Annotated in this window: 12 protein-coding genes; 3 read left to right on the top strand and 9 right to left on the bottom strand. The window is 50.7% G+C overall.

Annotated elements, in window-relative coordinates; all coding sequences use genetic code 11:
* Positions 1-29 precede the first annotated feature (29 nt).
* The 8 genes from AAE250_RS12600 to AAE250_RS12565 all read right to left on the bottom strand — a co-directional run bounded on the left by AAE250_RS12600 (position 30) and on the right by AAE250_RS12565 (position 8,481).
* Positions 30-1,118 (bottom strand): GDP-L-fucose synthase family protein, encoded by a 1,089-nt coding sequence (locus AAE250_RS12600; RefSeq protein WP_294600280.1) that lies wholly within the window; start codon positions 1,116-1,118, stop codon positions 30-32.
* A 25-nt stretch (positions 1,119-1,143) separates the two neighbouring features.
* A complete protein-coding gene (gene gmd / locus AAE250_RS12595; RefSeq protein WP_294600277.1) occupies positions 1,144-2,223 on the bottom strand; it encodes a GDP-mannose 4,6-dehydratase in 1,080 nt (359 codons plus the stop codon).
* Positions 2,224-2,244: 21 nt separating this feature from the next.
* Complete coding sequence (gene fic / locus AAE250_RS12590) at positions 2,245-2,820, bottom strand: protein adenylyltransferase Fic (protein WP_294600274.1); 576 nt, start codon at positions 2,818-2,820, stop codon at positions 2,245-2,247.
* A 346-nt stretch (positions 2,821-3,166) separates the two neighbouring features.
* Positions 3,167-3,310 (bottom strand): hypothetical protein, encoded by a 144-nt coding sequence (locus tag AAE250_RS12585; RefSeq protein ID WP_294600272.1) that lies wholly within the window; start codon positions 3,308-3,310, stop codon positions 3,167-3,169.
* Between the two features lie 45 nt (positions 3,311-3,355).
* A complete protein-coding gene (locus tag AAE250_RS12580) occupies positions 3,356-5,119 on the bottom strand; it encodes a leucine-rich repeat domain-containing protein (protein WP_294600268.1) in 1,764 nt (587 codons plus the stop codon).
* A gap of 34 nt (positions 5,120-5,153) precedes the next feature.
* Positions 5,154-5,366, bottom strand: a complete 213-nt coding sequence (locus AAE250_RS12575) for a hypothetical protein (RefSeq protein ID WP_294600265.1) — start codon at positions 5,364-5,366, stop codon at positions 5,154-5,156.
* Positions 5,367-5,706: 340 nt separating this feature from the next.
* The gene (locus tag AAE250_RS12570; protein ID WP_294600262.1) at positions 5,707-7,254 is read right to left on the bottom strand and encodes an ATP-binding protein; all 1,548 of its coding nucleotides are present in this window, start codon (positions 7,252-7,254) and stop codon (positions 5,707-5,709) included.
* 63 nt (positions 7,255-7,317) lie between these two features.
* Positions 7,318-8,481, bottom strand: a complete 1,164-nt coding sequence (locus AAE250_RS12565; RefSeq protein ID WP_294600259.1) for a dicarboxylate/amino acid:cation symporter — start codon at positions 8,479-8,481, stop codon at positions 7,318-7,320.
* A 125-nt stretch (positions 8,482-8,606) separates the two neighbouring features.
* Here AAE250_RS12565 and gnd point away from each other — a divergent pair, with 125 nt between their 5' ends.
* Genes gnd through pgl form a run of 3 tightly spaced genes read left to right on the top strand, consistent with a single transcriptional unit; the run spans position 8,607 to position 12,326 of the window.
* Positions 8,607-10,082 carry a decarboxylating NADP(+)-dependent phosphogluconate dehydrogenase gene (gene gnd / locus AAE250_RS12560; RefSeq protein ID WP_294600256.1) on the top strand — a complete coding sequence of 492 codons (1,476 nt, stop codon included), beginning with the start codon at positions 8,607-8,609 and terminating at the stop codon, positions 10,080-10,082.
* Between the two features lie 31 nt (positions 10,083-10,113).
* Complete coding sequence (zwf, locus tag AAE250_RS12555; RefSeq protein WP_294600254.1) at positions 10,114-11,610, top strand: glucose-6-phosphate dehydrogenase; 1,497 nt, start codon at positions 10,114-10,116, stop codon at positions 11,608-11,610.
* Positions 11,607-12,326: a 6-phosphogluconolactonase gene (gene pgl, locus AAE250_RS12550; protein ID WP_294600251.1), complete on the top strand. Its 720-nt coding sequence runs from the start codon at positions 11,607-11,609 to the stop codon at positions 12,324-12,326. Before zwf ends, pgl begins: the two co-directional genes overlap by 4 nt.
* Here the strand turns inward: pgl and AAE250_RS12545 are convergent.
* The gene (locus AAE250_RS12545; protein WP_294600249.1) at positions 12,319-13,362 is read right to left on the bottom strand and encodes a DUF2776 family protein; all 1,044 of its coding nucleotides are present in this window, start codon (positions 13,360-13,362) and stop codon (positions 12,319-12,321) included. The two genes, pgl and AAE250_RS12545, sit on opposite strands and share 8 nt — an antisense overlap.
* Positions 13,363-13,988: the final 626 nt, after the last annotated feature.

Genomic DNA, 13,988 nt, shown 5'->3' with positions numbered 1-13,988 from the left:
ATAAGGGTTTATATATAGAAAGCAAACTTTTAGCGGGAAAATCGTTTTTCTTGATACCAACTGTACATGCGTTGTACACCTTCTTCAATATCGATTTTATGGTGCCAGCCCAGGGCGTGCAACTTGCTGGGATCGGTCAGCTTGCGCATGGTGCCGTCGGGTTTGCTGCTGTCGAAGGTGAGGCGGCCCTGGTAGCCTACGGTGGAGACGATCAGCTCTGCCAGTTGGCGGATGGTGATTTCTTTGCCTGTACCGATGTTGATGTGGCAGTTACGGATGTCTTTATCACCCGGTTTGTAGGTATCTTTGAAGTCTACATGCTCCATGACGAAGACGCTGGCGTCGGCCATTTCTTCGCTCCAGAGGAATTCGCGCAAGGGGGTACCGGTGCCCCACAGACGGACTTCTTCCGGGCTGATGCCGTATTTCCCCAGGATGCCGAGGATCTCTTCCTTACTGCTGTCTCCGCTGATGCCTTCTACCGGACGCTGGTTCATGTCACGGCGCACGGCATCCCAGTCGCCTTGTTTCAGGCAGTGGGCAAGGTGTATCTTGCGTATCATGGCGGGGAGCACGTGGCTGCGTTCCAGGTCGAAGTTATCGTTGGGGCCGTAGAGGTTGGTGGGCATCACGGCGATGTAGTTTGTGCCGTATTGCAGGTTGAAGCTTTCGCACATTTTCAGTCCGGCAATTTTGGCAATGGCATACGGCTCGTTGGTGTATTCCAGCGGGGAGGTGAGGAGGGCATCCTCTTTCATGGGTTGTTCGGCGTCACGGGGATAGATGCAGGTGCTGCCCAGGAAAAGGAGTTTCTTCACGTTGTGGCGGAAGCTTTCGCCGATGACGTTCTGCTGGATTTGCAGGTTGCGGTAGATGAAGTCGGCGCGGTAGATGCTGTTGGCCATGATGCCGCCCACGAAAGCGGCGGCAAGGAATACATATTCGGGCTGTTCCTGGTCGAAGAAGCGGCGTACGGCTACTCCATCGAGGAGGTCGAGTTCGTGGTGGGTTTTACCGATAAGGTTGGTATAACCTTTTTCCTGAAGATTGTTCCAGATGGCAGAGCCTACCAGTCCGCGGTGGCCTGCGATGTATATTTTGGCGTTCTTGTCTAACATAACTTTATTCTTTTATAAGCATGAGTTATTGATTTTCTTTTGCTCTCAGATGCAACTTCTTTACGAATTTCATGTCGTGCTCTGCCATGATGCGTACCAGTTCTTCGAAGCTGGTTTGCCGTGGATTCCAGCCGAGCAGGGTTTTAGCCTTGGTGGGGTCTCCCAACAGTTGTTCCACTTCGGCGGGGCGGAAGTATTTGGGATCTACTTCTACCAGTATTCTTCCGGTCTTGGTGTCGATGCCTTTTTCTTCTGCTCCCTGGCCTTCCCAACGGAGCGTGATGCCTACTTCGCGGAAAGCCAGCGTGGCGAACTCGCGTACGGTATGCATTTCTCCGGTGGCGATGACGAAGTCTTCAGGGGTATCGTGTTGCAGGATGAGCCACATGCACTCTATGTAGTCACGGGCATAGCCCCAGTCGCGGCGGGCATCCAGATTGCCCAGATACAGTTTGTCCTGAAAGCCTTGGGCGATGCGGGCGGCAGCCAGGGTTATCTTCCGGGTGACGAAGTTTTCGCCGCGGCGCTCGCTCTCGTGGTTGAAGAGGATGCCGTTCACGGCAAACATGCCATAGCTTTCGCGGTAGTTCTTGGTGATCCAGAAGCCATATTGCTTGGCTACGCCGTAGGGGCTGCGGGGATAGAACGGAGTTGTTTCACGTTGTGGAACCTCCTGCACCTTGCCGAAGAGTTCGGATGTGGAGGCTTGATAGATGCGTGTCTTCTTCTCCATGCCGAGGATGCGTACGGCTTCGAGCATGCGCAGGGTACCTACGGCATCGGTTTCGGCGGTATATTCGGGTACGTCGAAAGATACTTTTACGTGGCTTTGGGCGGCAAGGTTGTAGATCTCGTCGGGCTGCACGGTCTGGATGATGCGGATGAGCGAACTCGAGTCCGTCATGTCACCGTAATGCAGGTTGATGGTGCGCTTCTGCTTCATGTCGCGCACCCATTCGTCGAAGTAGAGGTGTTCGATGCGTCCGGTATTGAAAGAGGAAGAGCGGCGCAGGATGCCGTGTACTTCATATCCTTTTTGCAGGAGGAATTCGGCGAGGAACGAACCGTCTTGGCCGGTAATGCCGGATATAAGGGCTTTTTTCATGTTGTTTTCGGGGTTTAATCGTTATTGGTTTTGAGTTTTTTTGTCTTTACTGTAGCCTTCGTAATAATAAGATTGCTCGATGCCTTTGAATATCACTTCTCTGTCGTCCACCTTGTCGGTGAGAGCAGGCTGCAGCAGATAGCGAAGTTCCAAATCATTGACGGGGCTGCGTTCCATGGCTTGCAGGTAGAGGTCTTTGTCTACGTTTTGCCAGTTTACTACCTGTCCGAGGTTCTTTTTAAGAATCAGGTCCAGCCAGATGCGCATGGTTCGTCCGTTGCCTTCCATAAAGGGGTGGGCGATGTTCATCTCTACATATTTGGCTATTATTTCTTCGAAGGTGTTTTCGGGCATTCCGTCGATGACGGGAAGGATGGCTTCCAGGTAAAGGCAGTTGGCAAAACGGAATCCGCCCTTGGCGATGTTGAGTGTACGTATCTGGCCGGCAAAGTCGTATAGTCCTTCGAAGAGATACTTGTGTATTTGGCACAAGCCTCGGGAGGTACCGGTTTCTATCTTGTTGATGTCGCCGGTTTCGAAAAGCCGTTGTGCTTTTTGAAGGCTTTGTTCATCTATGTGATGGGTATCGGGGTTCATATTATGACTTGTTTTGCTATTGTCCGTGTGCAAAAGTAGTTATTTCTTTTCTGATAACTCCAAGGAGAGGGGAGGAAATGCAGGGGGAGGGGATGAAAAAGGGCGACACAACTTTTGAGTGCCGCCCTTGAGGATTAGAAAGTGTATGATGATGATAGACATGGGTTATGTCTAAAGCCCTTACGTGCAGTCCTTCGTAAAGCTACTTACGATGATTCGTGTCATCCCAATGGATTTTCACTCTGGTCACTGTCGGAACTGCTTCCGCTGCCCGGAGTTTCACTGCCACCACCGCCTGCAGGAGCTTTGCCTATGTAGAGGGTTTGCGTTCCAAGTCAGGTTTCAATTACATGATTTCGGAGATGATGCGCTGCTTGTCGGCAGTGCCTGCCGAGACGAGGACGGCGATTTTGTCGTCCTTGTTGTCTACGGTTACGGTGTTGTCCGCCAGTTGGGCGTTCAACGTGTACTTGATGTCGGTTGTTGGCATAAGTCTTTCATTTTTTATTGGGTTAATAATAGTATGGGGCGGGGATTAAGACCCGTATTTTGCATCGATTGTGGTGTAATTGTCGCCGTTCATCTTTTGGGCATCGGTGGCGGTGGCGTAGTCGCCGCCTTTGGTGGTGTCCCAGTTGTAACGGATGACGGGGGCGTAGTAATAGGGAGTGAGGTCTGAGGCCCATACATACTGCAATTCTTCTTGTAAGGCTTTTGCTTTGTCCTTATCGGTCACATTAGGCAGATAGACGGTGATATTGGTAATGCTTTGATTTTGTATTAAGGTACCTCCAGCGTATATTTCAGCAGGATTATCTCCCTCGAAGACAATGGTATGGAGGGAGGATATCATAAAAGCAATGTTTTCAATAGAGGTCACTCCTGCCGGAATAGTGATGGAGGATAGTTTGGTGTCGTAAAAGGCACCAGTTTTGATAGTCTCTACGCTGCTTGGGATAGTGAATTCGGTCAGATAGCACGAGTTGAAGGCGAATTGGCCGATACTCGTAATGCCACTCTCCGGCAATATCACTTTGATAAGGGAGGAATTGCCATTATTGCTATAGTTGCAGCAGTGATAGAATGCATAATCCGGTATACTCGTCAGTCCCGTCACTTCAGAAAGGTCGAGGGTGGTGATGCTGGTTCCTTTCACTCTCAGCCAGTTGCCCAATACGCTGGATTTGTAGGTATAGCTACCACCGAACATTTCGTCAGCTTGTGCCAAGTCTGTATCGCTCAACTTCCCTATCAGTTTTAGTTCCGTTTGTCCCGGCGTTAGTGTCAGATTCTCCAATATGCTCTTCAGGTTTCCTGTGCTGACTGCCACTCTTGTATTGTCTTTGCTCAGCGTTCTCTCTACGGTGTAGAACAGTTTTGCCTCGATGGGCGAACCGACCAGGGTAGCGGTATAATAATTCCCGTCCGTTGTGCCTACTGTTACCGATACTTTTCTGTCCTGTAGCGTGTATGCGGCATCTACGTCGGTAGTGGGCGCCACCATCATATAGGTGGTCAGTACCTTGTCGGTTGTGCCGATACCTTCGCCCGTGCCCAGTTGCAGCGAGAGGCTGGAGGCGGTTTCTGTTAGGGCTTTTCCGTCGGCACTCAAAGCTACTTTCAGACGTGATACGAAAGCTTTTGTTCCGTCCTTCGTTTCCAGTCTCAGTGTGTTCACTCTCTTGTCGGCGGCATCATCGGGCAGGGTGAGGACGAACTTCATCAGTGCCCCTGCATGGCTGAAGGCGAAGCCGGGCAGGGCGTTGTTCGAGTACTCGCCCTTGGCGTACATAAAGTCGTAAGCCGCGATGTGGCTGTTATTGCCGTCCGCCGTCTGTTGCTGTCCGCTGTAGTCGCAGTCGGCGTAGATGGTTCCGGCTACGTTCGTCACGGTGATGTTGGCTTGTTGCCCATAGATGGCATAGAGCGTTTCGCCGTCTTGCCAGCTTTCTCCGGGGGTAGCATCTTCGGTGAAGGTGGCGGTGCTGGTGCCTTCCCCTTTTGTCAGTGTAAAGGAGCTGTAGTTTGCAGCGCATTGGTCGGTTGCGGGTGCTTTTGCCACATATACTTTGTCGTTGGCGGCCCACGTCACGCTTACGGTTCCGCCCACTTCTTCCACATATCCGAGCCGCGTCTGCGGTTTCACTCCCTGGGTGGCGATGAAGGTTCTTGGCGATGCGTCGCCGTCGGCGGGTTGTTGTGGCTCCTTCAGGCCGGAGAGGTCGTCGCTGCATCCGGCGGCAAGCAGTGCAAGCGTCAGCAGGACGCTGCAGGCTTGGCTGTATAATTGCTGTTTCATATTGTTCTTGGTTTTTAATGTTGTTCTGTTACTATCATTCTATGGTAAAGAGGTCTTCCAGCATGTCTTCGATGTCGCTCCTTGTGGCGGGCGTACCGTAGGCGTTTCTGGCGGGTGCTCCGCCCCAGTTTCCTCCGTTGCCGAAATTGTTCACACTATCGCCGCTTGCGGCTATCACTCCTTCATTCTCCACGTGTATCAGTTCGATGCACGGTGGCACGTACGTCTGTTTTTCTTTCTTGTTCATTGTCTTTATCGGTTTAAAATAAGTTGTTGAATCCTTGGGAAAAGTATATACGCCGAGCGTCCGCACGGCAGGCTGATGAAGCTCGCTGTACGGGCGCTCGGGGCGGCAAGAGAGGACTATCTTGCTTGATATCAGGTTAATTATATTTACATTAACGGGGGGGGGGGGTAAAAGCCTTTTTCCCCGCCTGCTGCGCAGGTTGGAGGTGTGTATAGGTAGGTATACCGCGGGCTTTCATGCTTGTGTCTTTTATTATAATGAAGGGGGATATGCCCCCCTTATTTTCGGGTGCAAAGTTAATAATTCTTTTCTTTCCCGAATATCTTTCTGCCGGAATATTTTACTCAATAATCCATTTCTCTATATTCCTCGTCTGGTTGCAGAAGTTTACGCCTATCTTGAAGAGCCGGCGCGGGTCTGCCTCGAAGGGGCGTGCATAGTGCTTCTCTTCTATCTGACGGATGGCTTCTTCGGCGGTTCCGTCCAGCTTGAACTCCATGACGTAGATGTAGCTGTCTGTTTTCACTACCAAATCCACACGTCCTTCAGAGGTATGATATTCTGCCTGTGTGTAGAATCCTACGAGCTTGAAAACGATGAACAGTACATTCTGATAGTGCACTTCCAGGTCTTTCACCAGTTCGTAGGGCGTGTCGGCAAAGAAGCTTTGCAGTCTTTTCAGGAAGGCGTCGGGCTGACCTTTTTCTACCTCCGATACGAACTTTTGTATCTCGAACGGGGCTTCCATCTTATTGAAACGAGTATAGAAAGGCATCAGGAACCGGATAAATCCCTCTTCTACTTCCAGGTTTGGAAATCCTAAACGGTACAGACCGAAACGTTTGTCGTAACTCTTAATCGTCAGATATCCGCTTTGGAAGATGACGGGGATGGGCTGTTCGTCTCCATATATGCTGTTCAGTACATCGGAATCGGTTTCTTCGTGCGCCATGCGTTCCAGGTTGTAGTGGTTGCGTTTCAGCAGTTCCACGAGGTAGGTGGGCGTACCGGTTTCGAACCAATAGTTGCCGAACTCTTTCTTGTCGAATGTATTGAGCAGGCTGAATGGATTGTAGATGCCTTCGGAGTTGTAAGTGAAGTGATAACCGTCATAGCACTCTTTCAGCCGGGTGCATGTCTCTTTGTAACTTGCACCTTGTGCGGCGGCAAGTTCATGCAGCTCTTCCTCGAAGTTCTCGTGAATCTCCTTTTCTGTAATTCCGCAAAGGGAAAGATACCTGCGGTCCATGGAGATATCGTTCAGGTTGTTCAGATCGCTGGATACGCTGACTTTGCCGAATTTGGTTACTCCCGTCAGCAGGGCGAACTCAATGCATCCGTCCATGGTCTTCAGTACGCCGTAGAAAGGCTTCAGGGCATTGCGGTACTCGTGTTGCAGTTCTTCGTTGCCGATGGCTTGCAGCATGGGCTTGTCGTACTCGTCGATGAGGATGGCTACGCGCTGGCCTGTCAGCATGCAAGCACGGCGGACGATGCCGGCAAAACGCAGGGCAAGGGTTTTCTCGGCAATACCGGTGCCGTATATCTGCTCCCATTCGGTCAATGCGTTATCCAGTATCTTGTCCAGGCTGTCCAGAGCGTCGTATCTGCCGATGTTCAGGTCGAGGTGCAGCACGGGGCGTTCCGTCCAGTCCTGCTCAAGTTTTTCCATGGCCAGTCCTTCAAACAGTTCTCGTTTGCCTTGAAAATAAGCCTCCAGGGTGGAGATAAGCAGACTCTTGCCGAAACGCCGGGGACGGCTGAGGAAGTAGTAACTGCCGCTTTTCACCAACTGGTAGACCAATGCGGTCTTGTCTACATACACATATCCGCTTTTGCGTATTTTCTCGAAGTTCTGTATTCCGATGGGGTAAATTCTATGGTTCATTATTTCTTGCTCCTTTCCTGATACTTGGTTTTGACGTTTCAAAGATCCGAATGTTTTTTCAGTTTATCGTTTCCGGTTCATCACTTTGTCAATAATCAGCGCAATGGCCCCGTCGCCGGTCACGTTGCAGGCCGTGCCGAAACTGTCCATGGCGATGTAGAGCGCAATCATCAGCGCCTGTGCCGATTCGTCGAAGCCCAGCATGGATTGCAGAATGCCCAGCGCAGCCATGATGGCACCTCCCGGAACACCCGGAGCAGCCACCATCGTGATGCCCAGCATGAAGATAAACCCTGCAAACAAAGGGAAATCGTAGGGCATGCCTTGCATAATCATCAACGCCAGAGCACATGCCACAATCTTCAGTGTGCTGCCCGACAGATGAATCGTAGCGCAAAGCGGGATCACGAAACCGGCTATATCGGTCGAAACCCCGTTCTTCTTGGTCTGTTCCAGGGTAACAGGAATAGTGGCGGCACTGGATTGCGTACCCAATGCCGTGAAATAAGCCGGCATCATCCGTCCCAGCAACTTGAAGGGATTCTTGCGGACAAACAAGGCAGCGATGCAGTATTGAAATACCAGCAGGAAGATATGCAACAGGAAGATGATACCGATAATCTTGATGAAAACCATCAGAATGCCGAACACCTGCCCCGAATGCGTCATGTTCAGGAAAATGCCGAAGATATAGATAGGAAGTAGCGGCAGTATCACTGCACTGATGGTACGGACGATAATCTCCTGAAAGTCTCGCGCCACGTTTTTCAGTGCATCACTCTCCATGTGCGCCAGCCCCAAGCCTAAGGTGAAAGCCAGCACCAACGCCGTCATCACATTCATCAGCGGGGGAATGGCTACGGAGAAATAGGGAAGGATGCCCTGCGCTTCGCTGACCTCTTCCAGTGGCACCCCGGTTTCTATCAGCGAAGGAAATATCGTGGCTCCGGTGAAGTAGGAGAGGAACCCCGAGAACAACGTAGCCCCGTAGGCAATGAGGGCAGTGACGACCAGCATCTTTCCCGCCCCCTTTCCGATGTCGGCAATGGCGATGGTCACCAGCCCCACAATGATGAGGGGAATGGAGAAGTTCAGGAACTCGCTGAAAATAGCGTTGAACGTTACGAATAAGCGCACCAGCGCACCCGGCAGCAGGTTGCCGAAAAGGATACCCAGGATGATGGCAATAACGATGCGCGGCAATAATCCGACATGGAACTTCTTCATAGGCTTAGAGTTTCTGTTTTAGTGATATAGCTTATAGATGACAAAAGTAATATTTTATTTTCGAAATTCATACGAACAAATGCTATTAGCACTTTGTTTTCATATTGAATTAAATTTAAAGAGAAATGGAAAATTTAAATAAAACAGACATTGGTCTTATCGGCCTTGCCGTTATGGGAGAAAACTTGGCCCTCAATATGGCAGACAAGGGGTGGAATGTTTCGGTGTATAATCGGACGGTTCCGGGAATAGAAGAAGGCGTTGTAGAACGTTTTGTAAATGGTCGTGCCAAAGGAAAAAGCATCGAAGGTTACACGGACATCGCGGGTTTTGTTGCGTCTATTGCCACTCCGCGTAAAATAATGATGATGGTTCGTGCCGGTAGTGCGGTAGACGAACTGATGGAACAACTCTTCCCTCATTTGTCCGAGGGAGACATCCTGATAGACGGAGGAAACTCGAATTATGAGGATACCAACCGCCGTGTGGCGCTGACCGAAAAGAAAGGCTTCCGTTTTGTAGGTGCCGGTGTGTCCGGTGGTGAAGAAGGAGCGCTGAATGGCGCATCCATCATGCCCGGAGGTTCGAAGAGCGCGTGGGAAGAAGTGAAGCCTATCTTACAGAGTATTGCGGCCCGGGCCTCCGACGGTACTCCGTGTTGCCAGTGGATAGGCCCTGCCGGTTCCGGTCACTTCGTCAAGATGATACACAACGGCATAGAGTATGGCGATATGCAACTCATCGCCGAAGCCTATTGGGTAATGAAGAAGTTGCTCGACCTGAACAACGAACAGATGGCGGAAATCTTTGCCAACTGGAACGAGGGCAATCTGCGCAGTTACCTCATTGAGATTACTGCCAACATCCTGCGCCACAAAGACAAATCGGGCGGATATCTGATAGACAAGATACTGGACACGGCCGGGCAGAAAGGAACAGGCAAGTGGTCCGTCATCAACGCCATGGAACTGGGTATGCCGCTGGGATTGATTGCTACGGCAGTCTTCGAGCGCAGCCTGTCGGCACAGAAGGGACTGCGCGAGACGGCTTCCAAGCATTATGTCCGTCAGCATTCGCAGGCTGTGTACAATAAGCCGGAACTGGTGAAAGATATTCATTCTGCCCTCTACGCTTCCAAACTGGTGTCCTATGCGCAAGGTTTTGCCGTACTTCAACGCGCTTCCGATGCTTTCGGGTGGAACCTCGACTTGGCATCCATCGCACGCATGTGGCGGGGAGGTTGCATTATCCGCAGTATCTTCCTCAATGATATCGCCGCTGCGTTCGAAGCCAAAGACAAACCCCGGCACCTGCTGCTGGCTCCCTACTTCAAGAGCGAGATGCAACAACTGCTTTCCGGCTGGAAGCACCTGGTGGCACAATCCATGAAGGAAGAGCTTCCGGTACCTGCCTTCTCGTCTGCGTTGAACTATTTCTACTCGCTTGTTTCCGCCAAACTGCCTGCCAATATGATTCAAGCTCAGCGCGACTACTTCGGTGCGCATACCTTTGAGCGTGTAGATGAACTGCGCGGACAGTTCTTCCACGAAAACTGGACGGGACATGGAGGAGATACGAAGTCGGGCAGCTACAACGTGTAAATGTATAGAAACAGCTAACAAAAGAAGAAATATGAGTAAATTTGTGATGATTATCTTTGGCGCTTCGGGCGATTTGACGAAGCGCAAATTGATGCCTGCGCTTTATACCTTATATAAAGACGGTCGTCTGCCGGATGATTTCTCCATCCTGGGCATAGGGCGTACCGACTACACAGACAATTTCTACCAGGAATATATCCTGGGTGAGCTGGGCAAGTTCGTAGCCTCCAAGGAACAGGCGGAAGAAAAGATGAAAGACTTCTGCAGCCATTTGCATTACCTTACCCTGGACCCTGCTGAGGCCGAAGGATACAGCCGTCTGGATGAGCGCCTGCAAGAACTCACCGGAGAGAAGAAGCCGGACAACCTGCTCTTCTACCTGGCCACACCTCCTTCCCTGTATGGCATCATTCCTCAGCACCTGAAGACGGCTCATCTGAATCGTCCCCATACGCGTATCATTGTAGAGAAGCCTTTCGGATATGATTTGGAGTCGGCGCAGAAACTGAACAAAATCTATGCTTCCGTATTCGAGGAGCATCAAATCTACCGCATCGACCACTTCCTGGGCAAGGAGACGGCACAGAACATTCTTGCCTTCCGCTTTGCTAACGGCATCTTCGAACCGCTGTGGAACCGTAACTACATCGATTATGTAGAAATCACCGCCGTAGAGAATCTGGGTATCGAAAATCGTGGAGGCTTCTACGAAGGAGCCGGTGCGCTGCGCGACATGGTGCAGAATCACCTCATCCAGCTTGTAGCACTGACCGCCCTTGAACCGCCTGCTGTCTTCAATGCCGATAACTTCCGCAACGAAGTGGTGAAGGTGTACGAATCCCTTGCCCCCTTGACGGAGGAAGACCTGAACGAACATATCGTCCGCGGCCAGTATACCGCTTCGGGCTCTAAGGCAGGCTACCGGGAGGAGAAGAACGTAGCCCCCGACTCGCGTACGGAGACCTACATCGCCATGAAGATCGGTATCAACAACTGGCGCTGGAACGGAGTGCCCTTCTACATCCGCACGGGCAAGCAGATGCCGACGAAGGTAACCGAAATCGTTGTCCACTTCCGCGAGACTCCCCATCAGATGTTCCATTGCGGAGGCGGCCACTGTCCCCGCGCCAATAAACTGATTCTTCGCCTGCAACCCAACGAAGGCATTGTGCTGAAGTTTGGCATGAAGATGCCCGGCCCCGGTTTTGAGGTGAAGCAGGTGATGATGGACTTCAGCTACGACAAGCTGGGCGGACTGCCTACGGGCGATGCCTATGCTCGCCTGATAGAAGACTGTATACAAGGAGACCCCACGCTCTTTACCCGCAGCGATGCCGTGGAAGCCTCTTGGCGTTTCTTCGACCCTGTGCTGCGCTACTGGAAAGAGCATCCCAATGCTCCTCTGTACGGCTATCCCGCAGGTACCTGGGGACCCTTGGAAAGTGAAGCCATGATGCACGAACATGGCGCCGACTGGACTAATCCGTGCAAGAATCTGACAAATACCGATGAATATTGTGAGTTATGAAAAGTTATATCTACCATACCGCCACAGAGACAGCACATGCATTGATAAAACATCTTATTGCGATGATGAAGCGTGAGCCTGAAAAAACTTTCTACTTTGCATTCAGCGGGGGAAGCACCCCCTCGCTGATGTTTGACATTTGGGCAAATGAGTATAAGAGTGTCACTCCCTGGATGCGGATGCGCATCTATTGGGTGGATGAACGCTGTGTGCCGGCCGAAGATTCCGAAAGCAATTACGGCAACATGCGCCGCCTGCTGCTGAACGAAGTAGGCATACCGGACGAATATGTCTATCCCATCTACGGAGCAAACCCTCCGGAGAAAGAGGCAAAGAGTTATTCGGAACTGGTGTGCAATACTGTTCCGCTTTGGGGCGGTTTCCCGGCTTTCGATGCCGTGCTGCTTGGTGCGGGCGATGACGGGCATACGTCTTCCATCTTTCCCGGGCAGGAGTATCTGCTCTCTTCCTTCCATCCCTACGAGGTGAGTGTCAATCCGTATAACGGGCAGAAGCGCATTGCCATGACCGGTTGCCTGCTGTTTGCCGCCCGTAAGCTGATATTCTTTATCACCGGCAAGAATAAGGCAGACGTTGTCCGCGATATTCTTGATTCGGGTGATACCGGTCCGGCAGCTTACGTGGCCCATCATGCCGAACACGTAGAGCTGTTCCTCGACGACCAGGCCAAAGGCAGGGGGAAAGCGGCTATTTAGAAGTGCCGCTTTCGAGGATGCTCACGATGGAGAACAGCGTAAAGCAGATGCCTCCCAAGCCGGCGAGTACGCGTGCCGGAACAAAATAAACGTCGTGTATGCTTGCCATCTCGAACAGAAAGGCGGAAAGGAACAGGCAGAGCAGTGCCGTGAATACCGGAATCAACGGGATGCGGTTTGCCAGCTTGAAAGTGTTCCGCCAGATGGCGGCAAGCAGAATAACTTTGCTCGAAATGCTGTAGCATACCAATCCAAGTCCTATCATGATATATCCGGTGGAAGACAATGCCGGATTACTGTTTGCCAATACCAGGAATCCCCAAAGAATACTGATACTTCCCATTACAAGAACAAGGGCAGGCCACCGCTTCCGTTCCGTTTTCATATAGTTGTTGCGTATTTGCCGGACGATGGTTGCCACCAATGCCACCAGGCTGGAACAAATGCAGGCAAGTCCTGCCATGACGTGCCCCGCCACGTAGTAGGCATTGTGTTTGTCGCTTTGAGACAGCAGCATGAAGGTCCATATCCATGCTACTACTGCAATGATGGTAGCAATAGCAATCAGCATGTTTCCTTGGGCAGAACTGAATGCGTCGGCCGGCTGTGTGTGGTCGGTGCGTTCGGAGTTGGCGGGGATGAGGGTGAAGCGGGTAGATGCCGTAGCCGTAGTAGCCACGCAGGCTGTGATGAAGCCCACTCCGCAAATGACGTGACCTGAGACGAAGTTGCTTACCGTAGATGCCTCGTACATGTGTCCCCAGCCGTAGATGATGGTCAGGATAGCTGCCAGGTAGCCGATGATAGGCAGGGCGTATTTGGCGATGGGGTTGTAAGTGTGGATAATTTGCCTGATAATCGTTGCCGCCGTGGCAAACAGGGCGATGCAAATCATTCCCAGGGAAAATACTACCGGACCGGCTACAAACTTGGCCGAATCCATTCCCTCGTGGAGCACAAAGGCTCCGTAACCAAAGCAGAATAGGGCCATCAGCAAAGGGATGGCTCTGAAGAGAATACTGATTCCGTAATTCATAACTGTTGTTTTTAAAGTTTCCACTTCCAACAGCATTAAGCAGGCTTTGTTCCTTGTTTTAAGATTTATTTATGCGGATGCTACTTATTCCCGGTAAAGAGACTTTTGCAAAGTGACAAAATGTATTTTTAAACGCTGCTGTTTGTCCTGTATTTCTATGGTGGGTGAAGAAAAAGAGAGTAGGGGATTCTCGCCGATTAGGGGATTATCGGTATGGATGGTCTTTTGCAATATATGAATCATATAGAGCTGAATCTTTTTCCTTTTACAATAAAAAGTATGCTTTACGCTTGATGTGCTGATAATCTAATATTGAAAAGTGGTTCTTCTTTCCTTCCCTTATAGCTTGATATAACTCCTTTATTTGGTTTCTTTACGAGGTATTGCTTGTTTCTCGGCATGAAACGGATGGTTTAAATATAGTAAACTGATAGTTTGTCGGCACGAAACAGATAGTTTGTTTACATGAAACAGATAGTCTGTTCGCATGAAACTAACTTTTTGTAACTGTATACTGTATAATCACTGTATAATATGCAGTATTGCTGTATATCTATCCTTGCATTTATGCAGGGAATTTCTATTTACTCCCATTTGTGGAAACTGCTGTGTCAATGAAATGAGGA

The organism is Bacteroides sp. GD17 (assembly GCF_038448625.1).
Lineage (GTDB): Bacteria > Bacteroidota > Bacteroidia > Bacteroidales > Bacteroidaceae > Bacteroides.
This window is presented reverse-complemented; position numbering and strand designations above follow the sequence as displayed.

Bases quoted from the DNA above. Each gene is read 5' to 3' on its own strand.
- AAE250_RS12545 (WP_294600249.1), bottom strand. From the start codon at position 13,362: ATGAATTACGGAATCAGTATTCTCTTCAGAGCCATCCCTTTGCTGATG.
- gmd (WP_294600277.1), bottom strand. From the start codon at position 2,223: ATGAAAAAAGCCCTTATATCCGGCATTACCGGCCAAGACGGTTCGTTC.
- pgl (WP_294600251.1), top strand. From the start codon at position 11,607: ATGAAAAGTTATATCTACCATACCGCCACAGAGACAGCACATGCATTG.
- gnd (WP_294600256.1), top strand. From the start codon at position 8,607: ATGGAAAATTTAAATAAAACAGACATTGGTCTTATCGGCCTTGCCGTT.
- AAE250_RS12570 (WP_294600262.1), bottom strand. From the start codon at position 7,254: ATGAACCATAGAATTTACCCCATCGGAATACAGAACTTCGAGAAAATA.
- AAE250_RS12600 (WP_294600280.1), bottom strand. From the start codon at position 1,118: ATGTTAGACAAGAACGCCAAAATATACATCGCAGGCCACCGCGGACTG.
- zwf (WP_294600254.1), top strand. From the start codon at position 10,114: ATGAGTAAATTTGTGATGATTATCTTTGGCGCTTCGGGCGATTTGACG.
- AAE250_RS12585 (WP_294600272.1), bottom strand. From the start codon at position 3,310: ATGCCAACAACCGACATCAAGTACACGTTGAACGCCCAACTGGCGGAC.
- AAE250_RS12565 (WP_294600259.1), bottom strand. From the start codon at position 8,481: ATGAAGAAGTTCCATGTCGGATTATTGCCGCGCATCGTTATTGCCATC.
- AAE250_RS12575 (WP_294600265.1), bottom strand. From the start codon at position 5,366: ATGAACAAGAAAGAAAAACAGACGTACGTGCCACCGTGCATCGAACTG.
- AAE250_RS12580 (WP_294600268.1), bottom strand. From the start codon at position 5,119: ATGAAACAGCAATTATACAGCCAAGCCTGCAGCGTCCTGCTGACGCTT.
- fic (WP_294600274.1), bottom strand. From the start codon at position 2,820: ATGAACCCCGATACCCATCACATAGATGAACAAAGCCTTCAAAAAGCA.